The organism is Archangium lipolyticum, assembly GCF_024623785.1.
In the GTDB taxonomy this organism is placed as follows: domain Bacteria; phylum Myxococcota; class Myxococcia; order Myxococcales; family Myxococcaceae; genus Archangium; species Archangium lipolyticum.
Genome location: NZ_JANKBZ010000040.1, coordinates 15143 through 41441 on the forward strand (window position 1 = coordinate 15143; position 26299 = coordinate 41441).

The window sequence follows — 26299 nt, forward strand, 5'->3', positions numbered from 1 at the left end:
AGCCTGTCCGGTTTGTCCGGCTGCTCACGCTTTCAATGCTCGTAGACGCGGAGCACGGCGAAGAGGATCTCCATCACGATGAGGAGGACGACGGTGAGCTCCAGGGTGTGGCTGCGGTCGGTATCCACCTCGCCCTTGAGCAGGCCATACGTCTGGGCCAGCAGCTGCTGCTTGCGCGTCACCGAGCCCTGCCACGAGGGGATGCGCATGCGCTTGACGGCGGCCTCGTAGACCTTGGCCAGGTAGAAGTCGCCAATGATCTTGAGACTGTTCTCCACGCGCTCGATGAACTCGTTGAGGTCCACCAGGGTGGCGAGCGTCTCGCGGGCCAGGGCGCGGTAGGGACTGCGGAAGAGGGCCCACCAGCCGTGACGCCGGGCCTGCACCTCGTCATGGATGCGGGCGATGTGGGCATCCAGCAGGTAGTCGTAGTAGCGGAACTCCAGCAGCTGGGCGTTGGCGACCTCCAGCAGGTCCGGAATGTCGCCGGAGCCCGAGGGCTCGTAGACGAAGGCGCTGTTCCAGTCGACGACGACCAGGTCATCCACGGTGTAGCTGAAGCGGGACTGGGTGACGGCCTCGCGCTCGCGGGAGGACAGGGGCTTGGAATCCACCTCGCCCAGCAGCACCCGGGCCAGGTCCGCGTGGGCCAGCAGCTCTTCGGCCGAGGGGTTGCCCTCGATCCGCTCCACGAAGAGGACGGTGTAGCTCTCGTTCTGGTCCCACAGGTGCGCCCCCTGTACGGCGGGGGCAATCATCCTGCGCACCGACTCGATGAGCTCCAGGGCGAGCTCCTCCAGGGCGACGCTGTCATACAGCTCGTCGGCGAGCGCGGTGAGCGATTCGAAGATCGTCCCCGACGCCACCGGCACGCGGAGGATGATGGAGGCGGCGCCGTGGTCGAAGAGGCGCGCCGTCACATCCACGGTGACGGGCCCGTGGCGCAGCGCGAGCGCGCGCCGTCCCAGTTCGAAAGCCAGGGGTGGGTTGGGCAGCTGAAGGTACTGGCTGTTCTCGCGGCCGAGCTTGAGGCGGCGGGCATCCGCGGAGACAACACGGCGGGCGTGCTCAAGGTTGATCTCCTCCGCGATGTCGAAGGTGCGATAGCAGAGTACCTGGGCCTTCTCGAGGATGAACGGAGCCGCGGCCATGAGGGGCCGCAGCTTACCCACTCATTCCGCCCACAGAAGGCGCAATGGAAGCTCCAGCGCACCGAAAGGTTCGGCACGAACGGTGCTTGCGCCCGAGTGCAGAGCCGTCAGGGAGTAGCGGCGGCCGTCGAGCTCGAGCACCTCCAGGGTGCGCACCTCGGGGTCCACGAGCCACACGTGCTGGATGCCCTCGCGGGCGTAGAGGGGCAACAACCGGGCGCGCTCCTCGGGGTGCGAGAGCACCTCACAGACCCAATCCGGGGGGAGGGCGATGCCGGAGGAGCCGCGAGGCAGGCGGGGGATGCGCTCACGGCGCCAGCCGAGCAGATCCGGGGCGATGGGGCTCTGCCCGAGGTGGATTTCGAGACCGGAGAGCAGGAGCCAGGAGCCGGGGGCGCCGCGGCCGGCGCCATAGGTGGCGATGAGCTCGGCGCCGAGCTGGGAGGCGGCGTACGCATGGAGCGTGGCGGCGCGAGGGCTGACGGCGGGGCGCGTGGCCCGGGGGATGGCTCCCGGGCGGCGGGAGGGATAGGGCTCGAGGTGGGCGAGAGGGCTGGAGCTTTCGAGCGTCATGGCGGTCATGGCGCGCCATGATGGGGGAGGGGTCTGACATGCCCTCGGCGGGTCGCTAACCCCCACTCTCGGTACTTGAGAGGGCGTCGGTGAAGTCCATCTGGGCGGAGAGGCTGTCGGAGAAGCGCTGGGCGCAGTCCGGGGTGGGGCTGGGGACGAGGGCGCACTGGCGTTTGGCGAGGGCCTCGGGGCCGGCGGCGGCGCGGTCCAGGCGCTCGTTGTAGGACTTCCAATCCTCCTTGGCGAGCTGGCGCATGGGCAGCTCCGACTCCTCGACGTGGGCGGGGGCGCGGGCGGCGGCCTCCTTCGTCCTGGCGCGGTAGGACTGGAGGGACTCACGCCCCTTGCGGGCCGGCTCGGCGAAGCCCTGGAGGGCCTGCTGGATGGCATTCCAATCCTTGCGAGCCCAAGCATCGGCGTAGAAGCCGCGCCAGGCGAACTGCTGCTGGAGACAACCACTCTCGGTGAAACCATAGCCGGTGCCCATGGAGCGCTCACCGGTGGAGAGGTCCACCCAGTTGGACTCCTCGACAGCGGCGCAGGCGTCGGCCATCCAACGGTTGTAGTCGGCCTGCAAGGACATCCAGTCCTTGAAGGCGGAGGGGTTGGACTTCTTGAGGGGGAGGAGGACCTTGTCGAGCGCCTTGTTCATGGCCTTGCGCAGGCATTCGGCGCGCTTCTGCTCCAGGAACTTCATCTCGACGTTGGAGTCGGGAGTCTGCTTTGGAGGAGGACAGGCCTTCTTGGACCAGGACTCGACGGGAGCGGGGCTGGCGGCGAGCACTGCGGCGAGGGAGAGCGCGAGCATGCCCCCGCTGTAGCACGGGAGGGGAGGGAGCCCCAATGCGCCCTCCCCCCACCCGAAGCGGACTCAGTCCTCCGGCGAATGCGGAGGGAAGACAACGGGCTTGCCGGGGCCGGGAGCGTCATCGGGTAGGTTGCCGATGTGGCCGGGCGTGGGCACCGGCCGGTCTCCCGCCTGGCGTTTGAGATGACCCTCTTCGTCCTCTGGAAGCGGTGGCTCGTGCTTGGGCCTGTCGTGCTCGGCCATGGTGTCTCCTCCTTTTCCTGCTCAAGCTAGGAATGAGACACGCAGTGGACAGCCCAGACAGGCGTCCTACCTGCCGACCGGGGGGGCGAGCGCGGTTCGCACGTCCCAGAGCTCGGGGAAGAAGCGCAAATCCAACGCCTTGCGCAGGAAGCCCACGCCCGAGGACCCTCCCGTGCCCGGCTTGAAGCCGATGACTCGCATCACCGTCATCATGTGGCGGTAGCGCCAGAGCTGGAAACGCTCCTCCACATCCACCAACTTCTCGCACATCTCGTAGGCGTCCCAGTACCGCTCGGTGTTCTCATAGATGTGACGGAACACCTCCATGACCGCATCGCTCTTCTCATACGGCTGGCGCCAGTCGCGTTCGAGGCGGTCCGCCGGCACCCCGAGCCCCTTGCGTCCCAGGTGGCGCAGGAACTCGTCATACACGCTGGGAGACTCCAGGATGCGCTCCAGCTCCGCATGCACCCCGGGCAGGTGCCGGAAGGGCCCGAGCGCATGGGCGTCCTTGTGGCCCAGCAGGAACTCCAACGCGCGGTATTGATGGCTCTGGAAGCCCGAAGCCTGTCCGAGCGCACCGCGGAACTCGAGGTACTCGTTGGGGGTGAGTGTCTCCAACACGCTCCACTGCTCGAAGAGCATGCGTTGGATGTGGCCCACGCGGGAGAAGATCTTGAACGAGGGCTCCAGATTGTCCGACTGGATGTAACGGATGACGGCCGTCAGCTCATGCACGAGCAGCTTCATCCACAGCTCGCTCGTCTGATGCTGGATGATGAAGAGCAGCTCGTCGTGGTGGGGCGGCTGCGAGCGGGGCACCTGCGCGGACAACAGTCTGTCCAACTGCAGATACTCTCCGTACGTCGTCCGTCCGGCCAGGTCGGTGAAGATTCCGGGCTCCAGCTCGCGCTTGTTCATGAAACCAAGAATGACGGGCTCGCCACGAGCCCGCAAGAACCGGACCTTCCTCGCTGGGGGAGAGGGAAGGTCCGGCTCATGTCCGGTTCAACCGGAATGGGACTCAGCCCGCGTTCTTCTGGGACTCGGCCAGCGCCTTGGCGGCGGCGCGACCGCGCGGCAGCTTGAGGTCCTCCACGCTGTTCGGCTCGGCGTAGTCCACCCAGGCCGACGGGCGGCGGTTGGTCTTCTCGAGCATGCGCAGCTTCTGGTAGTGCGCGGCGCAGTACCCCTTGGTGCGGCTGGGCTTGCCGCAGCCGATGATGGCGCAATCACGCGCACCACCCTCGGCGGCCGGCTTGCGGCCGCGCTTCTTGCCACCGGACGAGGCCGCCACGGGAGCCGGCGCCGCGCTCCGGGCGGGACGGCCCGGGCCACGACGGCCCGCGCCGCGGGCAGCAGCAGCACCGCCGCCGCCACCACCGCCAGCCACGCCGAACAGGGGGCCCACGGCGCTGGCCAGGGGCGCCAGCTGCTCCGCCACGCTCCGGAGCTTGTCGAGATCCGCCGTGCCCTCCTCCAGCCGCGACACCAGCTCGCGCAGCGGCTTGAGCTGCGACTCGATCTCGTTACGAACCATCTCCCGGAATGCCTTGTCGACCGACATGCTCGCGTATCCTCTCTGCGATGGGCCCATCTCAATCCCGAGACGGCTCATCTGGGGGTCATCGTAGGAAGCTCATTCACACAACCGCTTCCCAGTCATAACTCCACAGATACACGATTTGTCGATGAAAAAGAAATAAGGTTGTTTCTAAATTTCACGGTCGAGCCTTTCGCACGGCCGTGATCCAAACCCTCGACTGAATGCCTGTTCAGTCTATTGAACAGGCATCTCCAGCTCTGGCACCGCGCGGAACGCACGACGGGTGCGTCGCATTTCCATCCACAATGTCTCGCGTGTGGCCGCCAGCGCCCGGACGAGGTCAGCCTGTTCATGGGCTGCGAGTGCCGAGGCCAGACGAGGAAAGAGCTGTAATTCCAACGAACGCACATGCGCGAGCGCCGCGTCCTCCATGGCCCCGAGCCTGGCGAACCACTCCGGGCTGCCCCGGGGGAAACACTCCAACTCGGCCATCAACTCGTGCAACGTCAGGAGGACCTCCGCCTCCTGGAGGGCCCGCGCGTGGCCCTCGACCCTGACCACCAGGGGCTGCACATGACGCTCCGTGAGCCGGACGTGCAGCCAGAGCGCCTCCAGCATCCTCTCCACCCGCTCCGCTGACGGCACCTCGCCCTCGCCCGACTCCAGCGCCGCGAAGCACTCCAGCAACTCCCACTGCTTCCCAGACAACATCTCGAAAGGCCCCATGGCCCTCCAACCATCGGCACCCCGGCAGGTGTGGACAACCCACCGCCACCGGAGGCCGCCTGGCAACCACCGCCCTCCCGCCTTCCTGACAGGCGTTGAGCCGCGAGCAACCCATTCAACGACATTCTCGGAACCTGGGAGGGGTTGGCAGGCGGACGAGCGGCGGTCTTCTGTCATCCGCGCGGGGCATCTCCATCTTCAGACCCCGTGGATGCCGCACCGAACCCCTTGCGCCGTGCCTTCTTCCGCTTCGCCGAGACGGGCGCGGCGCTCTCGGCGCGCTATCACCGCGCCCGCCTGTTGGGAGCCGAGCACCTGCCCTCCGAGGGCCCGGTGCTGCTCGTGGGCAACCATGGCCTGTGGGGCTACGAGACACCGGCCTTCTTCCACCTCATACACCGTGCAACAGGCCGCTACCCCCTGGGGCTGGCCGAGAAGGGTTTCTTCAAGATACCGCTGGTGCGTACGCTCCTGCCCTGGCTGGGGGGTGTGGAGGGGACACGGGAGAACGCGCTCGCCTCGTTGCAGGAGGGCCACCTCGTCGTCTGCTATCCGGGGGGCGCGTGGGAGACCTTCAAGAAGCCCCGGCACCACTACGTGCTGCGCTGGGAGGGAACGCTTGGCTTCGCGCGGCTCGCGGCCCAGGCCGGGGTGCCCATCGTTCCCTTCGCCGGCTTCGGGGTGGACGACACCTTCCTGTGTCCGGATGACGAGCGGCTGTGCGTGCCCCTCGCGCCCGGAGAGAAGTACCGGGTACCGCTGGGCATCGGCCTGGGTCCGCTGCCACTGCCCGTGAAGATGACCTTCATCGTCGGTGCGCCACTGCGGCCACCACCTCCAGATGCACCCGAGTCCCGGTTGAAACACTTCCGTGACCGCGTCGCCAGCACGGTGCTCCGCCTTCTCATCCGAGCGTGCCATGCGTGAAGCCACCCTTCCCGCCATCCCCCGGCTCGTCCCCGAGCCGGAGGAGATTCAACAGGGGTATGAGCTGTCCTTCGAGCAGCGGATGGTGCGTGGCGCTCCGGTGCGCCTCTTCACCTTCCCCGGCGGCAGCCTGGACGCGTCCCGGACCGTGCTGTGTCTGCCTGGATTGGGAGCCTCTGGACGCTCGTTCGCTCCCATGCGTCCGCTGGCACCCGAGCACCGGTTCCTCCTGTGGACCCCGACGCCGCAGACGCCCCTGACCCATACACCCCTCCAATGGAACATGGCCTCGCTGGAGCACCCGGACGCGGGGCTGCCCGAGCGCTTCGCCCTGGTGGGCTCGTCCTTCGGAAGCCTCATCTCCATCGCCTTCGCGCTGGCCCACCCCGAGCGGTTGAAGGCGCTGGTGCTGGTCTCTCCGGTGGCCAGCGTGCACCGGGTGCGCAGGTGGGCCCTGGCCCTGTCGACGCTCGTGCGCATGCCCAAACCCTTCGCCTATGTCTTCGCCCCCACCGTGGCGCGCATCCTGGGTGGACGCCACCTGCCCCCCGAGGGCCGGGCGGAGATCGTCCGCGAGGCGCGCCGGCTGTCGCCCCTGGAGCTGCTGCGGCGGTTGGAAGACATCCTCGCCGCGGACTACCTGGATGACCTGGAGCGCCTGCGCGTGCCCACGCTCATCCTCCACGGCGCCAGGGATTTGCTGGTGCCCCTCTCGTATGCGCGGGACGTGGCCTCGCGCATCCCCGGCTCGCGGCTGGAGGTCATCCGCGAGGCCAGCCACCTGCCGTACATGAGCCACACGGATTCCTTCAACGCCTTCGTCGGCGACTTCCTCGCCCAGCACGACTCGTGACACATCCATGGACCAGGCCACCCAACTGTCCCGCTCCGCCCTGCTGTTCCTCTCACGCCGTGAGGGATTGAAGGACGTCGCCACCGGCGTACCGGCGCTGCGCCGCATCTCCCGCCGCTTCATCGCGGGCGAGACGCTGGAGGAAGCCGTCGCCGCGGTGAAGGAATTGAACGCGCGCGGGCTGACCGTCTCCTTCGACCACCTCAACGAGGCGGTGCGCAACGCGGACGAGACGCTCGACGAGGTGCGCGAGTACCTCCGTCTCCTGGCGCGCATCGACCAGGTGGGCGTGCGCGGCAACGTGTCCTTGAAGCTCACGCAGTGCGGCCTGCTCTTCGACCCGGAGCTGGCGCTGCGCAACGCGCGCGAGGTGGTGGCGGACGCGAAGCGGCGCGGCACCTTCGTGCGCGTGGACATGGAGCAGAGCGAGGTGACACAGGCCACGCTGGACGTGGTGCGCGCGCTGCACCGCGAGTTCGGCCAGCCGCACGTGGGCGCGGTGCTGCAGAGCTACCTCTACCGCACCGAGGCCGACGCGCGAGCCCTGTGCGCCGAGGGCATCCGCATCCGCCTGTGCAAGGGCGCCTACCTCGAGGGTCCCGAGGTGGCGTACCAGGACAAGAAGGACGTGGATGAGAATTACGTGCGTGCCATGCGCATCCTGCTCGACAGCGGGCTGTACCACGGCATCGCCACGCACGATGAGCGGATGATCGACGAGACGCTGGCCTACGCCCGGAAGAGGGGGCTGGCGCGCGGCGCCTTCGAGTTCCAGATGCTCTATGGCATCCGGAGGGACTTGCAGGAGCGGCTGGTGGGGGAGGGCTACCCGGTGCGCGTCTACGTGCCGTATGGCAGGCACTGGTACCCGTACTTCATGCGCCGGCTCGCGGAACGTCCGGCGAACGTCTGGTTCGTGATGAAGAACCTGCTGAAGGGGTAGGACCCCGGGAGAGGCCCTACCGCTTCTCGTCCTCACGGCTCTTGCGGGAGAACACCTTGCGCACCTTCCCGACGAACCGGAAGGTCAGCTCCTGCACCGAGTGGGTGGCGACCCAGAGGGCCGTCACGCTCACCATCAGGTAGAGCACCCACGTCGGCGCTCCGGCGGCGGCCACCCTGTCGAGCCGCTCCAGGGCATCGCCAATCTCCTCGTTGGAGACGCGCCGGGTGGTGCCCACGCTCACCAGGTCCAGGAAACGCCCCGCGCGCCGGACCGCCGGGAAGCGCGACTCCTGGCGCGCCTGCTCCTCCGCCGGCACCCCACGCGCCACCCACGCCATGCTGAACGGATCCGTCACGGGCTCCGGATCCAACAGCATGGGAGGCGGGAGCGGCTCGGGCCGCTGGGGCTCGCAGGGGACCGCGCGGAACACCGTCCGGCGCGAGTCCGTGAGGCCGTCCTCGATCTCCCCCTGCATATCGAACGCGCTCAGCAACGGCATCCGCGCCCTGCGCTCGCGCTCATATAGGTCTCGGACATCCATCAGAATGCCTCCGCGGGTTGCAACAGGTTGAGCAGGGCCATGCGTTGCTCCCTGGCCACTCGCCGCCCGTCCCCTGTCAGCTCGTAGTACCGCCTCGGACGTCCACCACGCTCGGGCATGGGCTCCCCATCGAAGCTGCGCAGCAACCCCTCCCGCTCGAGCGCCTTGAGCGCCGGATACACCGACCCCTCGTTCAGACTGATCTTCCCGTTCGTCTTCTCCCGAACCCGCTCGATTATCTCCAACCCGAACCCCTTCTCGCCGATCAGTGACATCAGGATGGCAGTCCTAGCGGAGATCGGGGTGTCCATAGTAGGGCAGAGTAACCGGAAATTCACGGAACGCAACCTAGATTCTTGAGGTTGCGCCTACTTCTTTCCAACACAACTGAAAATCTCGACTTCCGAGAACAAACATTCTCAGGCGCAGAGAGCCTCGGGGCCCGAGGGCCTGGACGTCTCGGACTGGGAGTTCGCGGGTGCCGGTGAGGTGCTCTCGAGAGCCACGGTGCTCCGCGGCTCCACGGCCAGCACGGGCTGGCGCGACGAACGGCTGATGCCGTCGTCCAGGCCACTCCACCATTCCACCCACTGCGCCCCCATCCGCCTCTCATTCAGGAGGGACACCGGTGCGTGCTCGAACATCGAAACACCTCCCTGGGCCGAAGGGTTGACGTTCGAAACCCTATCCTCAATCTTTGAGGATTGCAACTTTTCACTTGAGCTGTTCTTCACCACGGCATTCCCCGTTGCCACGAACGAACCGGAACGCCGCGCGGGTCTACGGTGCCACCGGGCCGATCGCTCCGATGGCACCACGGACCCGCTGTGGTGCCACCGGCGCCGGCCTGGACGGTAGATACCGTGACGCTCTGACACAGGGGGGGCGGCCCCCCCACCGGGGACTCCCGCCTGCCCCGGACTGAATTGACAACTATCGGACAGGGAGGCCCGTCCCCTCACGGACTAGCGGAGGCAGTAGCACCTGAACGAGGAGCAGTCGCCGCTGCCGGGACCATCACAGCGGGCGTCGCAATCGGAATCCTTCGCACACTCGATGATGATTTCGCGGGTCGGCTCCTGCGACTCCGGCCGGGCTCCGGCCGAGAAGCCCACGCCCAGACCCAGCACCAGCGCCGCCATCGTCCAGAGACCCTTGACCTGCTTGCTCATGTGTCGCTCTCCTTTGGGTAGAATCCGGCGAAGCCGGACAGCTCATTATTCAACAGGAACTCTCCCGAAGGAGAAAGAGAAGAGAACCGGGACGAGGAGGACTCAGTGTTGGCGGGCGTCGTGGCCGAGCTCCCGGGCGGCGTCCTCCTCGGGGTCCGGACGCTTGTCGCGCATGGTCACGAACTCCTCGGCGGCCGTGGGGTGGATGCCCACCGTCGAGTCGAGCTGCTTCTTGGTGACGCCACACTTGAGCGCCACCGCCAGGCCCTGGATGATTTCGGGAGCGTCGGCGCCCACCATGTGGAAGCCCAGGACGCGCCCGCTGTCACGCTCGACGACGAGCTTCATCATCGAGCGCTCGTCGCGCCCGCTCAGCGTGTGCTTCATGGGCCGGAAGTTGGACACGTAGACGTCCACCTTGCCGTGACGCTCACGGGCCTCGCGCTCGGTGCACCCCACGGTGCCCACGGGGGGCTGGCTGAACACGGCGGAGGCCACCCCCGTGTGGTCCATCTTCGTGGGGTTGTCGTGGAAGAGCGTCTCGGCCAGCGCGCGCCCCTCGGCGATGGCCACCGGCGTGAGGTTGATGCGGTCCGTCACGTCGCCCACGGCGTAGACATTGTCCACGCTGGTGCGAGACCACTCGTCCACCTCGACCGCGCCGCGCTCGTCCAGCCGCACGCCCACCTCCGCCAGGCCGATCCCCTGGGTGTTGGGCACGCGCCCCGTGGCGTACAGCACCGCGTCCGCCTCGAGCGTGTCCCCCATCCGCGTCAGCAGGCTCAGCGTGCCGTCCGCCCGCTTCTCGATGTCACGGACGAAGGTCTCCGGCCGCAGGTCGATGCCCTTCTTGCGCATCTCCTGGGTGAGCATCGCGCGGATGTCGTTGTCGAAACCGCGCAGCACGGTGTCGCCCCGGATGAGCATCGTCACCTTGGCGCCCAACGCGTTGAAGATGCCCGCGAACTCCACCCCGATGTAGCCCCCGCCCACGATGGCGATGCGGCGCGGCAGCTCCGGCAGGCCCAGCGCTCCGTCCGAGGAGATGACGTGCTCGATGCCCGGCACCTCGGGGAGGAACGGACGCGAGCCCGTGGCCACCAGGATGCGCTCCGCCGTGTAGCGCTGGCCGCTCACCTCGACCGTGTGCGCGTCCACCAGCCGGCCCCGACCCTCGATGAGCTTCACCCCCGAGTCCCGGAGCAACCGCCTGTACACACCATCGAGCCGCTCCAACTCCTTGTCCTTGGCCTCCTGGAGCTTCTTCCAATCGAAGCCGGGCTCGGAGAGGGACCAGCCGTAGCCCGCCGCGTCCTCGAAGTCATGACGGAAGTGGGCCCCGTAGACGAGCAGCTTCTTGGGCACACAACCGCGGTGCACACACGTGCCACCGATGCGGTTGTCCTCGCAGATGGCGACGCGAGCACCGTACGAGCCCGCGCGGCGGCTCGCCGCCACACCGCCCGAGCCCGCGCCGAGGGTGAACAGATCAAAGTCGTACTGGGGCATCGCGTCTCCGCTCTCTCTCCCCTCTCCCTCCGGGAGAGGGCCGGGGTGAGGGTATCCGTCACCGTCTCCCACACCGTGAACGAGAAGAATCGACCTGATCCGCTGCTCCGTGAAGCAAGTTCCACGCTGCCCACGAGCCCATTCGGTGAGAAGCAGACGATCTGTCGCCACTGGCCGGCGCTCGGTCGCACGGTCTCGGGGCGGGGAAAGACCCTCACCCCAGCCCTCTCCCAGAGGGAGAGGGGGCATACACGGGTCCACCGTCGGGAAACCCCTACCTTCACCTCGAAGTGGCTCCTGAATGCGGAGGTGGGTGTGGAACGTGGAGAAGTCAGACGTCCGCCGCGAGGACTCGGCGCGGGAGTCCTCGGAACCCTGGCCCTGACCGCCTGGGAACCCCTGCGCGACTCCCTGCTCGGGCACCCGCCTCCATATTCGGTGCCCTCCATCGCCAGGAGGGGCGCGCGACGGTGGCTCGGAATCCGGCTCGGCCGGCGCGAAGCTCGACGGTGGGGCCTCTTCATGCGCTGGGTTTATGGCCCGGCCCTGGGCGTGCTCTATGCGTGGCTCCGGCCCTCGCTGCTCTACCCCGCGCGCCTCCACGGGCTCACGCTCGGCGCGGGAATCTGGCTGTTCGAGCGGCTCGTCTTTCCGCGCCTGCGGGTCACTCCGCCGCCACGCGACTGGTCCTCCGCCGAGCGACGGTTGCTCGCGCTCCAGACCTCGGTCTTCGGACTCGTCACGGAGGCGGTGCTTTCACGGTGACGGATACCCTCACCCCGACCCTCTCCCGGAGGGAGAGGGAGGGAGGGGGCCAGCCCCTGGTTGCGGATGGGACTCCTCTCTCCCCAATTTGAGTCGGTGAACGCTGCAAGCGTCCGGAGGAGCGGCGAATGTGGGCTCGCTGGTTGAACGTCATCCTGGGCTTCTGGTTGATTTCGAGTCCCTTCGTGCTCGGCTATCGCATCCAGGAGGCACAGCTCAATGATCTGTGCGTGGGCCTGGGCGTCATCCTCCTGGAGCTCGCGGCCATCGCCATCCCCAAGCTGCGCTACGCCAACACCGTGCTCGCCCTGTGGCTCATCGTCTCGCCTTTCGTCCTGGGCTTCGGCGGCTATCGCACCGCGACCCTCAATGACGTCATCGTGGGCCTGCTCGTCGGCGCGCTGTCGCTCGTCTGGGACCACCGGGTGTGGACTCCCCATCGCAGGCCCCTGACCGAGGCCTGACGCTTCGTCCGTTGCACGACTGCGGCGCGAAGGACTCCGGCACCCGCGAGCCGCTCGGGTGTACTGCATGGCGGCCCGCGTCTCCCCAGGAGGGCCTCATGCGGACACTCTCGAAGCTCTACCTCGCCACGGGCGCCGTCGCGCTGAGCGCGTGCACCGTGCTCTCGAAGGAGCAGACCCCCGTCTCCAGGCAGACCTGTGCGCCCGAGACCGTCGCGCTCATGAAGAAGTTGAGCGTGGAGTCTGGCCAGCGGGGCACCCTGACGCTCGAGTCCTCACAGCCGGGAGGTGCCGAGGACTACGGCGTCTACCGCCAGGGCCCCATCACGAGCCAACTGGCGAGCGACGTGGGCGGGCTGCCCGCGGGGACGCTCGTCGAAGGCGTGCTGTGGATCGACACGGGCAAGGTCCAGGTGCACTACACCCAGGCCCGCCTGCCGGATGGACAGGTCCATCCGGTGTGCCTGGTGCTCGGCTCCTCGGCCCCGGGAGGCATCTACGCCGAGGCGGGCACCACCCCCAGCGCCATCACCCTGCCCAAGACGGCCCCCGTCACCGTGGTCGACAAGTTCGAGTGACCTACTCCACGAGCGGCCGGGATTCGGCTCTATATGGGGTGATGACGCGCATGGACGACGCCGAGAACTCCGCCCAGGAGGAAACCACGCAAGAGCAACTCGCCGAACTCGACAGGCGGCTCGCAGAGCTGGATGAGCACCCCGAGGCGGGTGAATCCTGGGATACGGTCAGGGCACGCATCCTCGACTCGTTGTGAAACGCCCGCTCGAACACCGGAATCCCGAGGACTCGAATCCAGGATGGAAGAAAAACGCTACCTCGTCCCGGCACGGCTCCATCGGGTGGAGCAGGAGATCCAGCGCAGCCGCTTCATCACCACGGTTGCCCCAGCTCCGACCGTGGAGGAGGCCAAGGCGTTCATCGCCCGCGTCCGCGAGGAGTTCGCCGATGCCAACCACAACTGCTGGGCGTACGTGGTGGGACCCCCCGGCTCGACTGGAATGGCGGGCATGAGCGATGACGGAGAGCCGCACGGCACTGCGGGCCGGCCCATGCTGACTGCACTACTCCACGGCAGCGTGGGGGATGTGGCTGTCGTCGTCACCCGCTACTTCGGCGGGACGCTCCTGGGCAAGGGCGGATTGGTGCGGGCCTACACTGGCTGCGTCCAGCAGGGGCTCGAGAACCTCCCCACCACCGAGCGCGTGCGTAAGGCCCGCCTGCGCATCGAGCTCGAGTACGCGAGCGTTGATGGTGTCCGCCGGATGCTCGCCACCCATGAGGCCGAGATCCTCTCGGAGGAGTACGCCGCTACCGTGGGGTATCAGCTCGAGCTTCCCGTCACCCGGCTCGAGGCGTTCCAGACCGCGCTGCTCGACCTGACGAACGGACAGGTGCTGCTCGAAGTACTCGACCCCGAGAAGTGACGTGGCTCACTTCTCAGGTGGGCTCCGAGGAGCCGGCGGTGGCTTGTAGACTTCCCGGGAGATGTACGCCTTGGGTCGGTCAACGGAGTCCAGCTCGCCATAGCGGGCAACCACCCTCACCATGGCAACGTTGTCCTGGATGATGGCAACACTCGGGGGAGACACCGGGTCCTTCACCTGCCCACCGCTGTCATCGACCTCAGCGCAGAAAGGCACCCGGCGCCCTCCAGGAACCTGCGCCGCGTCATAACGAACGATGACATTCTCTCCCGCCGTCCAGACCTGCCCGAACAGCCGAGTCCTCTCAGGCAGTTGCTTGTAGGGCATGTCGACGTAGCCCACGACAGGACCTTCCTCCAGCCGCGTTGGGCCCCTCTCTCCCAACCGCTCATCCATGATGATGGGCAAGATGTCTCCTGGCGCGATGCCCAGTTCCGCCATTGCGGCGAGAGACGCCCGAGGGCAATCCTGGAGTCCGGGTGTTCCATCAGGCCGTAAGCGGACACCAGAGCACCCGGCGACCAGCGCCGCCAGGGCGAGCAGGTGGAGCCATCTTCTCGAAAACGGGTCTGGATTTCTCGACGTGGGCATGTAGCGGAAGCGTGGCAGGAAACAGGGCGGGGCGCCAATGTGCCGGGCCCAAGGTGAGCGACCTGGGCTTCAGAGCTTCATGTCCAAGTAGCGGATCTGCCACTCGGGACCATCAGGAGCCACGAGATGAAAGGAGTAGAGGTCCTTGTCCGCCGATGATGGCGTCCGGGTGACGAGCACGACGCGCCCGCTTCCTCCGGGTGGGATGGTGGACGGACGAGCACGGACGACGACAGGCAACAGTTCCTGGGTCCTGCTGTTGAGAAGCAGCAACTGTTTCAGTGTCCAGCTCTTCTTGCGGTGACGGTTCGTCACGAGGATGACGCAGGCCGAACGCCCGGCGAGACGCACGCACCAGGCCTGAGCCAGAACATCCTCGCTCCCGGCCAGGACGGGACTACCTCGCACCAGATATCGGGAGGCCTCGTCGTCGAGCAGCAGCACCGCGATGGAGACATCGGGGTTGAACTCGTCGTCGCGGTAGCGTTCGAGCTCGGCCTGTGACCGCGCGTGCTCGAGCTTGAGCGCCTCGTACTCGGCGCTCACTTTCTCGAGCGTGACCCGCAGCGCCCCAGGTGTAGCCGGGTGGAGGAACACGTCCACCTGCACGTCCGCCAGTGCGGGAGGGCTCGGAACGAGAGCGAAGGACAGGGACGTACCGTCCGCCAGCCGGACCCGCAGAGGCAAGCGGGGCCATAACCACGTGCTCGTCGGGGGATGAAGCAGCAACAACCGGCCGGAGACCACCAACCACTCGAAGGGAGACGGGCCCTGCGCCTGAAGTCGTGTCCCTGCCGGATCCAGCTCGGACTCGAAGCGCACCACCGTGGGAACGTCGGCGGCGATCCGGATCTCCGCCTCACGGCCCGAGGGCAGTTCGGAGATCACAAGATGGCGCTGTGGCGTGGGCTCCGCCCGCGTGACTCGCGGCAACAAGAGAACCAGCAGCAGAGCGGCACTGGACATCCAGGAGCGGGCAGGGAGATGCATGCCCGGTGGATTCTATTCCACGCCCCACTCCGCAGGTAGAGCCTCGAATCCAACTTCTTGAAGCAGGTACTCTCACCCCTCGTGCACCTGAGCCCCCTGCACAGCAGGGGCATGCGCACGCGGAGGCTCGTCACGGCGTGCTACTTGGAGGCGGCGCGCTGGAGTTCCTCCAGGAAGGCCGGGAGTTGCGCGTGGTCACTGTAGGAGATGACCCGCACGTTGTACTCGCGCTCGTAACGGTCGCGGTCGTTGTCGCTCGGGTCCTTCAACAGTGCGTAGTGGCTGCGGGCCGCGGACTTGAACGCATCTGCGTTCCACTTGAGTACGAGGTCAAGATCCAGCGGGTCATTCATCCCGTAACCGATGAACAAGAACGTGTACTGCTGGAGCAGGTGGCTCAGGACCGCCCGGTAGGACGGGTTGGAGCGAACCTCGTGGTATTCGCGCTCGGTCATGACCACGGTGTCGTGGCGCTCCGCCGTCCCGTGGACCTTGAGCAGGACATGGCGGCCTGACTCCAAGTCGTTGAGAGCCAAGTCGGACTCCCTCCAGGTGTAGACCTGCCTGTGCTGCGTCTCCTGGACCCGTTCGAGGAGCGAATCATAGTTGGTGGTCAGGATCGCTCGGGCACCGAGCCGCGCCACGGACTGGTGCGCCATCCCCGGGGCTGCATCCGCAGGACGGAAGATGTCGTTGAGGGCCTTCTGGTAGTCGCGAGCCAGGGCGGAGCGCAGGGAGCCAAGATCCGCGAGCATGACCTCGAGACGCATGCGTCCCTTGAACAGAGCACGCCTGGCTTGGATGCTCTGCTCGTCCATGGCGCCCCATCGCGCACAGGCATCGAGCAACCGCTGGGGAAGCTGCTGCCACGTGGGGAAGCCGCCCTTGACGTCACGGCCGAGCGAAAGGCCAGAGCCAATGAACAAGGCGAGCGTATTCGAGCGATGCGCCTCAAGAACAGGTTCCGGAAATTGGATGCTCATGCGGGGTTCGGGTGGAACCACGTTCACAGGAGTCAGACCCTCCTTGGAGCTAGATGACTCCATTTCGAGAATCCAGATGTTTCCGATCTCATCCCCTGCACAGATGACATCGGATGTGGATGCAACCGAGAGAAAGGCCCCAACTCCGTAGAGCGTATGAAGGCATCGGCCCGAGTCGATGTCCCACAACGACAACGTCCCATCTTCGGATGCGGATACTACACGGCGCCCATCCGGTGTCACCGTGCAACCTCGCACGCTTCCCGTGTGCCCCTCCAAGGTGACCAGTTCTCGCCCCGTCTCTACCTCCCAGACCTTCAGCCCTCCGAAAAGGGACGCCGAGACCACACGCCGCCCATCCGGTGTCACCGCATAGCTCCACACCGTAGACCAGTCACCCTGCAACGTGGCCAACTCCTGCCCCGTCTTCACCTCCCACACCTTCAGCGTCCTATCGGAGGATGCGGACACCATGCGCTGACCATCTGGAGTCACCGCACAGCCCCACACTCCAATCCAGTCGCAATCCGGCAGGGTCAACTCCCGTCCTGTCCCCACCTCCCGCACCTTCAAAGTCCCATCGTGGGATGCCAACAGCACGTGCTTCCCGTCCGGCGACACAGCACAGCCCCACGCACTCCCGAGCCCCTCCAGTCTGGCCAACTCCCGTCCTGTCTCCACCTCCCACACCTTGAATGATCCATCGTCGGATGCTGCCACCACGAGCCTGCCGTCGGGCGTCACCGCGCACCCCAACGTCCTCCCGTGCCCCTCCAGCGTAACCAACCTCCGCCCGGTCTCCGCTTCCCATACCTGCAGCGTCCCATCATCGGATGCTGACACCACACGTCTCCCGTCCGGGGTCACCGCACAGGCCAGGACCTCGCCCCTATGCTCTCCTTGAGTGGCCAGTTCCCGCCCCGTTCCGACATCCCACACCTTCAGCGTCCCATCATCGGACGCCGACACCACGCGCCTGCCATCCGGCATCACCGCGCAGCCCCGCACCGGGAACCGATGGCCCTTCAAGGTAGCCAGTTCCCGCCCCGTTCCGACATCCCACACCATCAACGTCCCATCGTCGGACGCCGACACCACGCGCCTGCCGTCCGGCATCACCGCACAGCCCCACAGATTCCTCCCACGACCATTGAGGGTGGCCAGCGCTCGCCCTGTCCTTACCTCCCATACTTTCAGCGTCCCATCGGTGGATGCCGACACCACGCGCCTGCCGTCTGGCATCACCGCGCAGCCCCACACTGGGGCTTTGTGCCCCTCAAGGGTGGCCACCTCTCGCCCCGTCTCCACCTCCCATACCTTCAGTGTCCCATCGGTGGACGCGGACACCACTCGGCTCCCATCCGGCATCACCGCACAATGGTTTACCGTATTCCCATGACCTGCCAGGGTGGCCACCTCTCGCCCCGTCTCCACCTCCCACACTTTCAGCAACCCATCAGTAGACGCTGACACCACGCGTCTCCCATCCGGCGTCACTGCGCAGGCCCACAGCTTCCCCCCGTGCCCTTTCAGGGTGGCCAGTTTCAGCCCCGTCTCCACCTCCCACACCATCAACGTCCCATCGTCGGACGCCGACACCACACGTCTCCCGTCCGGCATCACCGCGCAGCCCCACACCCGCCCCTCATGGCCTTCCAGGGTGGCCAACTCCCGCCCCGTCTCTACTTCCCAGACTCTCAGCGTCCCATCAGCGCACGCCGACACGACTCGGCTCCCGTCCGGCGTCACCGCGCAACCCCGCACCTCCCCTCCCTGACCCGCCAGGGTGCGCTCACTGCCTCCTGTCCTCACGGGATGGCGCAAGCGCAGCGCAGGCGCTCCTTCCGGAAAGCGCAGCGTCTTTTCAATCCGCGCTGCCGTCCATCCTGAAGAGCGCAGCCGGTTGTAAACGAGCAGGGCCAGTGCTTTCGGGTCCTTCCTCAACCAATGCGACTCGGCCCGAATAGCTCCATGGAGGATCCTCGAACACTCGGGCTCACGTCCTCCTCCCGCCTCAGCAGCACTCCGCAAGTCCTCCTCGACAGCAAGTACACCCGCCACGTGGCACTTCGCCTCGAGGTAGCCCAGGTCCGTGTAGAGCCTGCGAGCCAGTTCCCACTCCCCCACCCTCAACCAATGCGTCACGCCATGGCGCAATGCATAATTCCAGCGAAAACCCCGCTCGGACGTCTCGACCGGCCACCGGCACAGATACTCCGCCAACCTTCGGTGCTCCGTCCTCTCTCGTCCTTCACCAAGCTTCGACAGGATGAAGCTCCGAAAGGATTCGTGAAAGAGTCGCCAAGCTTTTTCGCTCTTCCCGTGCCCCAACTCCTCCAGGAGGAATGACCGCGACACTCGCAAGAATCGCTCGCCATCATCCAGATCCTTCCACCCGGCCACCGCCGCCAGGCTCGACAGTGGCAGCGCCTCGCGGGCTACAGCCACCACACCTAGCCCCTCGATTGCCACCCTACGAAGCTCAGCGGGCAACCGCTGGATGCGCTCCCAGCTCTCATCGAGCAGCGCCTCCAAGCCTCGCGGCAACAACTCGGTCCGCCGCTTCTCGACGGGCTGCTCCCGCAGCCACTCCGCCAGCTTCATGGCGTAGAGCACATTGCCTTCGGCTCGTCGCACCACCTCATCCACGAAGGCCGACGTCAGCGGTGGCGCGAAACCGGGCGCCATGTGCTCCCAGTACTGACGCACCACCTTCTTGTTCGATCCCGCCCACCGCTCGCCATTCAGATCGATGGTGCGAAGGCTCTCCCGCGCCTCCAGCCAGCTCAGGTACGGATACGTAGGCCGCGAAGCACACAGCACCTTCACCCCAGGTGGCAACACGTGCGGCAAGAAGCGCGGCAGCGGATTGGTGCCCTCGGAGTCCTCCTCGACTTCATCGAGCCCATCCACCACCAACACAAGCCGCTCCTGGCGTGGCACTAGCACCTTGGCCGATATTCGCTGCAGCAGTTCCCGCAGACGCGACTCGGGCCGTGCATCTGGAGTGGCGAGTTCGGGGTACAGCATCTCTACCTGCGCCGCCAGGTTGCGCTTCACCACCTCGGGCCGGTCCCAGTCATCCACGCCACGCCGCAGGAAGTGGTGCGGCGGCACCGGAAGTCCCGCCTGCTCACGTCGCTTGATCCACTCGGCCAGCAGCGCGCTCTTGCCTATCCCTGGCCCGCCCTTGACCAGCACCCACCCGCGCGACTGAGTACCCAGCAGGATTGCATCCAGCTCGGTCATCACGTCCTCTCTCCCGAGCAGCGCTTCGTGGCGTCCCCGTTCCTCCTGGAAGTCGATGATGTCGCTCGCCATACCCGCCCAGTATGTTAACAGAGCACGCGTCCCCCCTTCGTTACCCATGCCGCACCGCAATGAGCACCGAGCTGGAAAAGGTCCTGAATTCACTTGGAGCATTGGCCGGGCAGCACTCCAGTAAGCAGGAAACAGTGTTCACCCTCGAGACGGCGGCCAAGGCGCTCCACTTCATCCGGCACATCGGCAGGATGAATGACTTCTGGGAGTACGCCAGGGTCTTCAACACCGAGGAAGCCTGGCCGAAGCCCCTGCACTCCTTCGCCACTCGGGATGAGGCCCTGACCTGGTTGCGCACCCAGTCGAATCTTCCCTATGAGGCTGTGCTGGAAGTATCGGGTGCGCTCTACAACGCCGCACGTAGAAGCGACGGTGAGTGGACCCTCATCCGATTCCCCTCGCTCGAGGAGTTGGAGGACTGAATCCCAGGTTGGGGCATCAGGGCCCGGGTGCCTGTGTGGACCTGGGAGCCCAGAGACGTCCAAGGTCGAGCGGCTCGGCGTCGAAGGGCTCGGCACGCACCACGTCCTCTCCTCCGTGGTGCGCCGCAAGCTGCCAGCCCTGCGATCCTCGATGGTAGATCTCCAACGTGTGAGCTCGCGGGTCCAACAACCACGCGTGGCTCACACCCTCCTGATGATAGAGGGACAGCTTGCGCCCCCGATCCAGCGCGACCGTGGAGGGAGACAACACCTCACAGACCCAATCGGGCGCCAGCTCGATGAAGGGCTCATCCCGTTCGAACAACCCGGGTGCCCTCTCTCGGCGCCAGCCCGCCAGGTCAGGCACCAGCACCTGCCGACTGAAGTGCCACTCGGGCTCCCTCACGATCCACCAGCCGCCCGGTCCTCGCGTCCCTAAGCAGAAGGCGTCCCCCAGCTTCGACAGGAGCACCGAGACGGCCCACAAGTTCCACGCGGATGGCCGGGGAAAGGCGTACAGCTCGTCGTCGATGATCTCCCCCACCCACCCCGGCGGTAACGCCTCGATGTCCTCGTAGGTGGCTGGACGCTTTCCCCGACCCATCTCCGCTCCTCCCGCGGGCCTTCCTGCCCGACCGCTCGCATTCTACAGGAAGGTCTGACGGGAGAGGTAGTGCCGCCCTCCGCTCAGCGCGCCGCGCGCGCCAGCCCGGTCACTCCCAACACCACACCGCCCGCCAGCGCCGCGAGGCCCGCCGCCAGCGAGTAGCGCTTCCACTTCGGCGTGGGCGGCACCGGGCCATAGGGGCCCACGCTCCTCGCCATCGGATGGAAGAGATTGCCCTCGGGCCGCTCGACGGGCTCGTCACGCATCTGCATCCGCGCGCCCCACCGCCCCATGATGAACCTACCCACCGCCGGGGCGACCCCGTTCAGCCACAGTATCAGCCTGCCCTGCAGGAACACCGGCACCGACGTCTTCCCCGGGTTCCTCGCGCACCGCACCACCGCTCGCGCCACCACGTCCGGGTCATACGTCGGCGGCACCGGCTTGGGCGCCAATCCAAACATCGTTGGCGCGTGCGCGAACATGTTCGTCGCCACCGAGGGCACCAGCACGTTCGACACCTGGATGCCCGAACCCACCAGCTCCATCTCCAGGCTCTTCGCCCACCCCAGCGTCGCGTGCTTGCTCGCGGAGTACGCCGACAACAACGGCGCCGAGCCCTTCGACAACATCGACTGGATGTTGAGGATGTGCCCACTGCCCTGCTGCCGGAAATGGGGCAGCACCGCCCGCGCGAAGCGCATGAAGCCAAAACAGTTGATGTCGAAGATGCGGGTGATGTGCTCCCACGGCAGCTCGTCGAAGAGGCCGTAGGACTGCACCCCCGCGTCATTCACCAGGATGTCCACCCGGCCGTAATGCGCCAGGCATTCGCGCACCACCTGGTCCACGTCCCCCTGCACCGTCACGTCCCCGGGCACCGCGATGCACTCCACGCCCTTCTCCCGCATCAGGTGGCGCAGCTTCTCCAGCGCCTCCACCCGGCGCGCGGTGATGCACAGCCTCACCCCCGCCTCTCCCAGCCGCACCGCCGCCTGCCAACCCACCCCGCTCGATGCCCCCGTCACGATGGCGACCTTGCCCCTCAGGTCCTGGCGAGCCATGTCCTCTCCTCTGTATCCCGGTTCCCGCCGCCAGCCCTCGGGCCCGCTCGGCGGCCCCACGTGGCACTCCGCCGGGGAAGGATGGGAATTCCCGCCCCCTCCCGGCATCCTGCCCTCCCCTCCTCCCACGCCCGCCCGCCCGGATTCCGTGGCACCGGCCGACCCCTGACGTCCACTGATGAACGCAAGCCATTGGCATCTTCCTCGCGTACCCATCAGGTCGGGTGAAGCTAGAGGACATGAGCTCGGTGCTCGATGCGGTCGTCGTGGGCGCGGGCCCCAACGGGCTCGCGGCCGCCGTCTCCCTGGCCCGCGCGGGCCGCTCGGTGCGGGTGCTCGAGGCAGCCCCCACACCCGGCGGGGGTGCGCGCTCCGCCGAGCTCACCCTCCCCGGCTTCGTCCACGACGTCTGCTCCGCCATCCATCCCCTCGCCGCCGCCTCCCCCTTCTTCCGCCAACTCCCCCTCGGTGCCCATGGGCTCGAGTGGGTCCACCCCGATGCCCCCCTCGCCCACCCGCTCGAGAACGGCACCGCCGCCCTCCTCGAGCGCGGCCTCGAGGCCACCGCCCAGGGGCTCGGCCCCGACGCCGACACGTATGTGAGATGGATGCGCCCCATGGTGCGCGCCTTCGACGACGTGATGGCCCAGATGGCCGACCCCCTGCGCCTCCCCCGCCGCCCCCTCCGCCTCGCCCGCTTCGGCCTGCGCGCCCTCCGCCCCGCGCACTCGCTCGCCAGGAACGCCTTCCGCGGCCCCCTCGCCCGCGCCCTCTTCGCCGGCTCCGCCGCACACTCCTTCTCCGCCCTCGAACGCCCCTTCACCTCCGCCTTCGGCATCCTCCTCCTCGCCTCCGGCCATGCCGTCGGCTGGCCCTTTCCCCGTGGCGGCACCCAGAAGCTCGTCGACGCGCTCGTCAGCTACCTGCGCGCGCTCGGCGGCGAGGTCGTCACCGGCCACCGCGTGTACAACGTGGATGAGCTGCCCCGCGCCCGCGCCGTGCTGCTCGACGTGACGCCCGCGCAGCTCGTGAAGCTCGCCGGCCACCGGCTTCCTCCTCACTACGTCGAGGCGCTCAAGCGCTTCCGCTACGGGCCCGGTGTCTTCAAGGTGGACTGGGCCCTCTCCGGTCCCATTCCCTGGCGCGCCGCCGCGTGCGCACGCGCGGGCACCGTGCACCTCGGCGGTACGTTGGAGGAGATCTCCGCCAGCGAGGCCGCCGTCGCACGCGGCGAGGTCCCCGAGTCCCCCTATGTGCTCGTGGCCCAGCACACCCTGTTCGATGGCAGCCGCGCCCCCTCGGGCCAGCACACCGGCTGGGCCTACTGCCACGTACCCCATGGCTGCACCGAGGACATGACCGGGCGCATCGAGGCCCAGATGGAGCGCTTCGCCCCCGGCTTCCGCGACCGCATCCTCGCCCGGCACACGCGCTCGCCCGCGCAGTACGAGGCCTACAACGCCAACTTCATCGGCGGCGACATCTCCGGCGGCGCCATGGAGGGAATGCAGTTGTTCGCCCGGCCCATGGCCCGCCTCGTCCCCTACGCCACGCCCGACCCGCGCCTCTACCTGTGCTCGTCCTCCACCCCGCCCGGCCCCGGTGTTCACGGGCTGTGTGGCTTCCTCGCCGCGCGGGCGCTGCTCGCCAGCGAGGTGTGGCGCAAGGGCTGACAGGCACTCCCTCGGCCCATAAACACCTGGAATCCCAGCCTTTTCCTGGCCGGAGATGACGGTGGGGTCTGTTTTTTCTTTTTTCCTGGGACGAACGGGATTTCGGGCCCTCCTCCTCATTGGAACCCGACCCCATGACTCCAGAATCCCTCCATCGCTCCGCTTCCCCTCCGGTGAATGACCCGGCCCGCCGTGGGTCGAAGATCGCGATCGCGCTCGGAGCCGTGGCCCTGCTCGCGGCCGTGGCGCTGCTCTCCCGCGGTTCTTCCGAGGACAGCGGCACGCCCGAGGCGCGCCAGGCCCAGACGCCCGGTGCCCAGCCCTCGGGCCCCGCTCCTTCCATGGCCGCCGCGCCCACCGGACAGGGCAAGCGGGCCGAGGAGAAGCCCCCCCGGTTCAACAGCACCCTCTGCTGGGAGGACCTGGAGCAGTTCAACGACAACGTGACCCTGGAGACGTTCCGCGAGTGGGCCCGGCCCCTGCTCGCCGTGAAGGATCCGCTCGTCCTCGAGTACCTCAAGGGCCGTCTGGCCGAGCTCATCGGCAATGACGAGGGCCGCGCCAGTGAGGTTCTCGGCTGGGCTCGCGAGGCCTCGCCCGCGGAGTTCAAGCTGCTCATGGGCGGCATCCGGGGCTCCGAGGCCCTGCCCAGGCTCGCCGCGCAGCTCACGTCCCTGGGGCTCGACGAGAGCCTCGACCTGGGGCGGCGCGCGGGCTTCCTGGACGAGCTCCAGCGCATGCCCCGGCTCGAGCCGGCGGCGCTCGACAAGCTCGCCGCCTTCGCCCAGGACGCCTCCTCCGGCGAGGCCGGCTGGGTCACCACGCGCGCCATCGGCCGGGTGATGCAGGAGGACTACAAGAAGACCGGCAACGCCAAACCCTACCTCGACAAGCTCCTCACCATCGGCACCCAGTCCATGGATGAGCAGGTCCGCTACCTCGCGCTCGAGATGGAGATGCACGCCGAGGCGCCGCTCGACACGCAGGCCACCGGGCGGCTGGCGAAGCTCCTCTCCACCGAGGGCAGCGAGGACGTCCGCATGGTGGCCGCGCACGACCTGTCCCTGTCCGAGGACAAGACCCAGGCCCTGGAGATCTTCTCCAAGAACTTCGAGACCGAGAAGGACCTCTGCGTGCGCTGGTCCCTGTTCCGCTTCGCCGCCCGCACCGCGGGGAAGGACGCGCTCCCCGTCATGGCGAACATGGCCCTGAGCGACCCGCGCTTCCAGGCCCAGTACCAGCACTTCGAGCGGCTCTACGCCAGCGGCATCGTCGACTTCGGGCGCATCTGGTTCTCCCTGCCCACGGACGATCCCTTCGGCTGTCTGGACCGCCACGAGGAATGAAGTCCGGAGCCCACCCCATGACACGCCCCTTCCTCCGCATGAACGTGCTTCCCACCCTGACGCTCGCCGTCAGCCTCCTCGCCCCGGCGCTGGCGCTGGCGCACCAGCCGGCCCCCTCGTCCGAGGCCCCCGCCCTCAAGGCCGGAACCTGCTCGGTCCAGGGCCTCATGGACTCCATCCGCCGCGGGCTCCACTCGAAGTCCGAGGCCTACAAGCTCTACCTGCGCACGCTGCTGCGCGAGTCCGCCGTCAACCTGCCCCTCGCCGAGCTCCAGGCCGCCTTCGACCGCGAGTACGACCCGGTCATGGTCGAGCACCTCGCGGCCGCCCTGGTCGCGCGCACCGAGCGCGGCCTGGAGGACGAGTCATTCCAGCGCGTCGCGAAGCGCGCCCTGGAGGACAGGGACCCGAGCCTCCGCGCCGCCACCGTCCGTGCCATGCGCCGCACCGGCGCGCTGGAGCGCACGGGGGACATGTACGAGCGCCTGGTCCGCGACCCCTCGCCCGAGGTGCGCATGGAGGCCGCGACCAACCTGGTCGAGGACAACCTGGAGGTCTACGGCGGTCACCATGGCCCCGCCGCCGACTCCGCCGTGGCCGCGGCCGCCGCCTCGACGGATCCCAAGGTGACGGCGAAGGTCCTCGGCCAGCTCATGACCGGAGACATCAGCGCCGGGTCGGCCCGCAAGCTCGAGCAGCTGCTCGGCAGCGACTCCGCCGAGGTCCGCGCCGCGGCGTCCACCGCGCTGGGAGGCGTGCCCGTGGCGGAGATGGCCAGCGCCCGGCAGGCGCTCACCGGCATGTACCGCGGCGAGAAGGACCCCACCGTGCGCAAGGCCATCCTCCAGAGCGTCGCCCGGCTCGGCTTCTCCAGCGCCGTCCCCGAGCTCCAGCGGCTGCGCGGCGTCGACCCCAGCCTCGCGCCGGAGATCGACACCTGGATTCGAGTCCTCGAGATGAACCACCAGGATTGGAGCCTGATCCTGAGGGAGAAGCAGAGGCTGCAACAGGCTCGGTAGCAGATCCCCCCGGGGGCCGGTCCACCGGCCCGAGAGGAACCACGATGCGTAAGGCAATGAAGACCACCCTGGCTGTCCTGGCACTCATCCCCGCCGCCGCCACCGCCGCCTACCGGGTCGGCTCGCCCTTCCCGGGCGACGTGACGGCCACCACCTACTACTCGAGCGGCACCTTCCACGGCGCCGTCGACATCTCCAGCCGCAACGCCTGCGGCTACTGGGGCGTCGAGACCGGCGTGGTCGGCTCCATGTACTGGAACGTCACCATCCGCACCACCGCCGACGTCTGCTACGGCAACGGCAGCGGCAACCAGAACGAGGTGAAGCACACCTTCGCCAACGACTTCGTCATCCGCCAGTGGCACTTCCTCCAGGAGCCCACCTCGGTCGACAAGACCTGCGACCGCTGCCAGATCGGCGACGAGGGCGGCACCGGCAACGTCACCGGCCCCCACACCCATATGCAGTACGACCGCTACGGCACCAACAACACCTCCTGGTACTCGAGTTACACCTCCAAAGGTGAGTTCCTCGACCGCGGCGAGACCGTCGGCTACATCCAGTAGTTGGAGCGCGCGGCTTCGACGCTCATGAGCGGCGGGGAGGCTTGCCTC

General features: G+C 67.5%; 30 protein-coding genes. 13 read left to right on the forward strand and 17 right to left on the reverse strand.

All coding sequences use genetic code 11. The features are described 5' to 3' along the window. Nucleotides 1-32 precede the first annotated feature (32 nt). The 7 genes from NR810_RS45665 to NR810_RS45695 all read right to left on the reverse strand — a co-directional run bounded on the left by NR810_RS45665 (nucleotide 33) and on the right by NR810_RS45695 (nucleotide 5047). Nucleotides 33-1151 (reverse strand): hypothetical protein, encoded by a 1119-nt coding sequence (locus tag NR810_RS45665; RefSeq protein ID WP_257461951.1) that lies wholly within the window; start codon nucleotides 1149-1151, stop codon nucleotides 33-35. A gap of 21 nt (nucleotides 1152-1172) precedes the next feature. Next, nucleotides 1173-1733 carry a Uma2 family endonuclease gene (locus tag NR810_RS45670; protein ID WP_257461953.1) on the reverse strand — a complete coding sequence of 187 codons (561 nt, stop codon included), beginning with the start codon at nucleotides 1731-1733 and terminating at the stop codon, nucleotides 1173-1175. 46 nt (nucleotides 1734-1779) lie between these two features. Beyond that, nucleotides 1780-2532, reverse strand: a complete 753-nt coding sequence (locus NR810_RS45675; protein ID WP_257461954.1) for a hypothetical protein — start codon at nucleotides 2530-2532, stop codon at nucleotides 1780-1782. A 63-nt stretch (nucleotides 2533-2595) separates the two neighbouring features. After that, nucleotides 2596-2775: a hypothetical protein gene (locus NR810_RS45680; RefSeq protein WP_257461956.1), complete on the reverse strand. Its 180-nt coding sequence runs from the start codon at nucleotides 2773-2775 to the stop codon at nucleotides 2596-2598. A 66-nt stretch (nucleotides 2776-2841) separates the two neighbouring features. After that, on the reverse strand, nucleotides 2842-3708 hold the full coding sequence (locus tag NR810_RS45685) for a tryptophan 2,3-dioxygenase (RefSeq protein WP_257462066.1): 867 nt from the start codon (nucleotides 3706-3708) through the stop codon (nucleotides 2842-2844). Between the two features lie 91 nt (nucleotides 3709-3799). After that, nucleotides 3800-4342 (reverse strand): cell wall protein, encoded by a 543-nt coding sequence (locus NR810_RS45690; RefSeq protein WP_257461957.1) that lies wholly within the window; start codon nucleotides 4340-4342, stop codon nucleotides 3800-3802. A 213-nt stretch (nucleotides 4343-4555) separates the two neighbouring features. Next, nucleotides 4556-5047, reverse strand: coding sequence for a hemerythrin domain-containing protein (locus tag NR810_RS45695; protein WP_257461959.1), 492 nt, complete (start codon nucleotides 5045-5047; stop codon nucleotides 4556-4558). A gap of 228 nt (nucleotides 5048-5275) precedes the next feature. Here NR810_RS45695 and NR810_RS45700 point away from each other — a divergent pair, with 228 nt between their 5' ends. From NR810_RS45700 to NR810_RS45710, 3 genes are read left to right on the forward strand one after another with little or no spacing between them, the layout of a single operon-like run. After that, nucleotides 5276-5974 (forward strand): lysophospholipid acyltransferase family protein, encoded by a 699-nt coding sequence (locus tag NR810_RS45700; protein ID WP_257461960.1) that lies wholly within the window; start codon nucleotides 5276-5278, stop codon nucleotides 5972-5974. Next, nucleotides 5967-6827 carry an alpha/beta fold hydrolase gene (locus NR810_RS45705; RefSeq protein ID WP_257461961.1) on the forward strand — a complete coding sequence of 287 codons (861 nt, stop codon included), beginning with the start codon at nucleotides 5967-5969 and terminating at the stop codon, nucleotides 6825-6827. Before NR810_RS45700 ends, NR810_RS45705 begins: the two co-directional genes overlap by 8 nt. A gap of 7 nt (nucleotides 6828-6834) precedes the next feature. Then, nucleotides 6835-7770 (forward strand): proline dehydrogenase family protein, encoded by a 936-nt coding sequence (locus NR810_RS45710; RefSeq protein WP_257461962.1) that lies wholly within the window; start codon nucleotides 6835-6837, stop codon nucleotides 7768-7770. Nucleotides 7771-7786: 16 nt separating this feature from the next. Here NR810_RS45710 and NR810_RS45715 read toward each other — a convergent pair whose 3' ends face one another. From NR810_RS45715 to gor, 5 genes are all read right to left on the reverse strand, one after another. Further along, on the reverse strand, nucleotides 7787-8314 hold the full coding sequence (locus tag NR810_RS45715; protein ID WP_257461963.1) for a hypothetical protein: 528 nt from the start codon (nucleotides 8312-8314) through the stop codon (nucleotides 7787-7789). Then, complete coding sequence (locus NR810_RS45720) at nucleotides 8314-8589, reverse strand: PadR family transcriptional regulator (RefSeq protein ID WP_257461964.1); 276 nt, start codon at nucleotides 8587-8589, stop codon at nucleotides 8314-8316. Before NR810_RS45720 ends, NR810_RS45715 begins: the two co-directional genes overlap by 1 nt. Nucleotides 8590-8733: 144 nt before the next feature. Next, a complete protein-coding gene (locus NR810_RS45725; RefSeq protein ID WP_257461965.1) occupies nucleotides 8734-8958 on the reverse strand; it encodes a hypothetical protein in 225 nt (74 codons plus the stop codon). A 321-nt stretch (nucleotides 8959-9279) separates the two neighbouring features. Further along, nucleotides 9280-9486 carry a hypothetical protein gene (locus NR810_RS45730; protein ID WP_257461967.1) on the reverse strand — a complete coding sequence of 69 codons (207 nt, stop codon included), beginning with the start codon at nucleotides 9484-9486 and terminating at the stop codon, nucleotides 9280-9282. 102 nt (nucleotides 9487-9588) lie between these two features. Beyond that, a complete protein-coding gene (gor, locus tag NR810_RS45735; protein ID WP_257461968.1) occupies nucleotides 9589-10995 on the reverse strand; it encodes a glutathione-disulfide reductase in 1407 nt (468 codons plus the stop codon). Between the two features lie 522 nt (nucleotides 10996-11517). On the opposite strand from gor, the gene NR810_RS45740 reads away from it, so the two are divergent. From NR810_RS45740 to NR810_RS45760, 5 genes are all read left to right on the forward strand, one after another. Continuing rightward, nucleotides 11518-11760 (forward strand): hypothetical protein, encoded by a 243-nt coding sequence (locus NR810_RS45740; RefSeq protein WP_257461969.1) that lies wholly within the window; start codon nucleotides 11518-11520, stop codon nucleotides 11758-11760. 128 nt (nucleotides 11761-11888) lie between these two features. After that, the gene (locus NR810_RS45745) at nucleotides 11889-12224 is read left to right on the forward strand and encodes an SPW repeat protein (protein ID WP_257461971.1); all 336 of its coding nucleotides are present in this window, start codon (nucleotides 11889-11891) and stop codon (nucleotides 12222-12224) included. Between the two features lie 98 nt (nucleotides 12225-12322). Next, on the forward strand, nucleotides 12323-12802 hold the full coding sequence (locus tag NR810_RS45750; protein WP_257461972.1) for a hypothetical protein: 480 nt from the start codon (nucleotides 12323-12325) through the stop codon (nucleotides 12800-12802). A gap of 50 nt (nucleotides 12803-12852) precedes the next feature. Further along, entirely contained in the window at nucleotides 12853-12999 is a 147-nt protein-coding gene (locus NR810_RS45755) for an addiction module protein (RefSeq protein WP_257461973.1), read from the forward strand. Nucleotides 13000-13042: 43 nt separating this feature from the next. Next, on the forward strand, nucleotides 13043-13669 hold the full coding sequence (locus NR810_RS45760) for a YigZ family protein (protein WP_257461974.1): 627 nt from the start codon (nucleotides 13043-13045) through the stop codon (nucleotides 13667-13669). Between the two features lie 6 nt (nucleotides 13670-13675). Here the strand turns inward: NR810_RS45760 and NR810_RS45765 are convergent, their stop codons facing one another. The 3 genes from NR810_RS45765 to NR810_RS45775 form a co-directional block, all read right to left on the reverse strand. Next, the gene (locus NR810_RS45765) at nucleotides 13676-14077 is read right to left on the reverse strand and encodes a hypothetical protein (RefSeq protein WP_257461975.1); all 402 of its coding nucleotides are present in this window, start codon (nucleotides 14075-14077) and stop codon (nucleotides 13676-13678) included. A gap of 252 nt (nucleotides 14078-14329) precedes the next feature. Beyond that, nucleotides 14330-15250, reverse strand: coding sequence for a DUF2381 family protein (locus NR810_RS45770; protein WP_257461976.1), 921 nt, complete (start codon nucleotides 15248-15250; stop codon nucleotides 14330-14332). Between the two features lie 140 nt (nucleotides 15251-15390). Further along, on the reverse strand, nucleotides 15391-19602 hold the full coding sequence (locus NR810_RS45775) for an SIR2 family protein (protein ID WP_257461977.1): 4212 nt from the start codon (nucleotides 19600-19602) through the stop codon (nucleotides 15391-15393). An 86-nt stretch (nucleotides 19603-19688) separates the two neighbouring features. Here NR810_RS45775 and NR810_RS45780 point away from each other — a divergent pair, with 86 nt between their 5' ends. After that, a complete protein-coding gene (locus NR810_RS45780) occupies nucleotides 19689-19976 on the forward strand; it encodes a hypothetical protein (RefSeq protein WP_257461978.1) in 288 nt (95 codons plus the stop codon). Nucleotides 19977-19992: 16 nt separating this feature from the next. Here NR810_RS45780 and NR810_RS45785 read toward each other — a convergent pair whose 3' ends face one another. Both NR810_RS45785 and NR810_RS45790 read right to left on the reverse strand, forming a co-directional pair. Beyond that, nucleotides 19993-20580, reverse strand: coding sequence for a Uma2 family endonuclease (locus NR810_RS45785; RefSeq protein ID WP_257461979.1), 588 nt, complete (start codon nucleotides 20578-20580; stop codon nucleotides 19993-19995). Nucleotides 20581-20663: 83 nt separating this feature from the next. Then, entirely contained in the window at nucleotides 20664-21647 is a 984-nt protein-coding gene (locus NR810_RS45790; RefSeq protein WP_257461980.1) for an SDR family NAD(P)-dependent oxidoreductase, read from the reverse strand. A gap of 239 nt (nucleotides 21648-21886) precedes the next feature. On the opposite strand from NR810_RS45790, the gene NR810_RS45795 reads away from it, so the two are divergent. The 4 genes from NR810_RS45795 to NR810_RS45810 all read left to right on the forward strand — a co-directional run bounded on the left by NR810_RS45795 (nucleotide 21887) and on the right by NR810_RS45810 (nucleotide 26251). Beyond that, on the forward strand, nucleotides 21887-23320 hold the full coding sequence (locus NR810_RS45795) for a phytoene desaturase family protein (protein ID WP_257461982.1): 1434 nt from the start codon (nucleotides 21887-21889) through the stop codon (nucleotides 23318-23320). A gap of 134 nt (nucleotides 23321-23454) precedes the next feature. Next, complete coding sequence (locus NR810_RS45800; RefSeq protein WP_257461984.1) at nucleotides 23455-24666, forward strand: hypothetical protein; 1212 nt, start codon at nucleotides 23455-23457, stop codon at nucleotides 24664-24666. Between the two features lie 17 nt (nucleotides 24667-24683). After that, the gene (locus NR810_RS45805; protein ID WP_257461985.1) at nucleotides 24684-25685 is read left to right on the forward strand and encodes a HEAT repeat domain-containing protein; all 1002 of its coding nucleotides are present in this window, start codon (nucleotides 24684-24686) and stop codon (nucleotides 25683-25685) included. A gap of 44 nt (nucleotides 25686-25729) precedes the next feature. Then, nucleotides 25730-26251: a hypothetical protein gene (locus NR810_RS45810; protein ID WP_257461987.1), complete on the forward strand. Its 522-nt coding sequence runs from the start codon at nucleotides 25730-25732 to the stop codon at nucleotides 26249-26251. Nucleotides 26252-26299: the final 48 nt, after the last annotated feature.

Coding starts and splice junctions, on each gene's coding strand:
- NR810_RS45665 (WP_257461951.1), bottom strand. CDS start 1,151: ATGGCCGCGGCTCCGTTCATCCTCGAGAAGGCCCAGGTACTCTGCTAT.
- NR810_RS45670 (WP_257461953.1), bottom strand. CDS start 1,733: ATGACCGCCATGACGCTCGAAAGCTCCAGCCCTCTCGCCCACCTCGAG.
- NR810_RS45675 (WP_257461954.1), bottom strand. CDS start 2,532: ATGCTCGCGCTCTCCCTCGCCGCAGTGCTCGCCGCCAGCCCCGCTCCC.
- NR810_RS45680 (WP_257461956.1), bottom strand. CDS start 2,775: ATGGCCGAGCACGACAGGCCCAAGCACGAGCCACCGCTTCCAGAGGAC.
- NR810_RS45690 (WP_257461957.1), bottom strand. CDS start 4,342: ATGTCGGTCGACAAGGCATTCCGGGAGATGGTTCGTAACGAGATCGAG.
- NR810_RS45695 (WP_257461959.1), bottom strand. CDS start 5,047: ATGGGGCCTTTCGAGATGTTGTCTGGGAAGCAGTGGGAGTTGCTGGAG.
- NR810_RS45705 (WP_257461961.1), top strand. CDS start 5,967: ATGCGTGAAGCCACCCTTCCCGCCATCCCCCGGCTCGTCCCCGAGCCG.
- NR810_RS45710 (WP_257461962.1), top strand. CDS start 6,835: ATGGACCAGGCCACCCAACTGTCCCGCTCCGCCCTGCTGTTCCTCTCA.
- NR810_RS45715 (WP_257461963.1), bottom strand. CDS start 8,314: ATGGATGTCCGAGACCTATATGAGCGCGAGCGCAGGGCGCGGATGCCG.
- NR810_RS45720 (WP_257461964.1), bottom strand. CDS start 8,589: ATGTCACTGATCGGCGAGAAGGGGTTCGGGTTGGAGATAATCGAGCGG.
- NR810_RS45725 (WP_257461965.1), bottom strand. CDS start 8,958: ATGTTCGAGCACGCACCGGTGTCCCTCCTGAATGAGAGGCGGATGGGG.
- NR810_RS45730 (WP_257461967.1), bottom strand. CDS start 9,486: ATGAGCAAGCAGGTCAAGGGTCTCTGGACGATGGCGGCGCTGGTGCTG.
- gor (WP_257461968.1), bottom strand. CDS start 10,995: ATGCCCCAGTACGACTTTGATCTGTTCACCCTCGGCGCGGGCTCGGGC.
- NR810_RS45740 (WP_257461969.1), top strand. CDS start 11,518: ATGCGCTGGGTTTATGGCCCGGCCCTGGGCGTGCTCTATGCGTGGCTC.
- NR810_RS45745 (WP_257461971.1), top strand. CDS start 11,889: ATGTGGGCTCGCTGGTTGAACGTCATCCTGGGCTTCTGGTTGATTTCG.
- NR810_RS45750 (WP_257461972.1), top strand. CDS start 12,323: ATGCGGACACTCTCGAAGCTCTACCTCGCCACGGGCGCCGTCGCGCTG.
- NR810_RS45755 (WP_257461973.1), top strand. CDS start 12,853: ATGGACGACGCCGAGAACTCCGCCCAGGAGGAAACCACGCAAGAGCAA.
- NR810_RS45760 (WP_257461974.1), top strand. CDS start 13,043: ATGGAAGAAAAACGCTACCTCGTCCCGGCACGGCTCCATCGGGTGGAG.
- NR810_RS45770 (WP_257461976.1), bottom strand. CDS start 15,250: ATGCATCTCCCTGCCCGCTCCTGGATGTCCAGTGCCGCTCTGCTGCTG.
- NR810_RS45775 (WP_257461977.1), bottom strand. CDS start 19,602: ATGGGTAACGAAGGGGGGACGCGTGCTCTGTTAACATACTGGGCGGGT.
- NR810_RS45785 (WP_257461979.1), bottom strand. CDS start 20,580: ATGGGTCGGGGAAAGCGTCCAGCCACCTACGAGGACATCGAGGCGTTA.
- NR810_RS45790 (WP_257461980.1), bottom strand. CDS start 21,647: ATGGCTCGCCAGGACCTGAGGGGCAAGGTCGCCATCGTGACGGGGGCA.
- NR810_RS45795 (WP_257461982.1), top strand. CDS start 21,887: ATGAGCTCGGTGCTCGATGCGGTCGTCGTGGGCGCGGGCCCCAACGGG.
- NR810_RS45800 (WP_257461984.1), top strand. CDS start 23,455: ATGACTCCAGAATCCCTCCATCGCTCCGCTTCCCCTCCGGTGAATGAC.
- NR810_RS45805 (WP_257461985.1), top strand. CDS start 24,684: ATGACACGCCCCTTCCTCCGCATGAACGTGCTTCCCACCCTGACGCTC.
- NR810_RS45810 (WP_257461987.1), top strand. CDS start 25,730: ATGCGTAAGGCAATGAAGACCACCCTGGCTGTCCTGGCACTCATCCCC.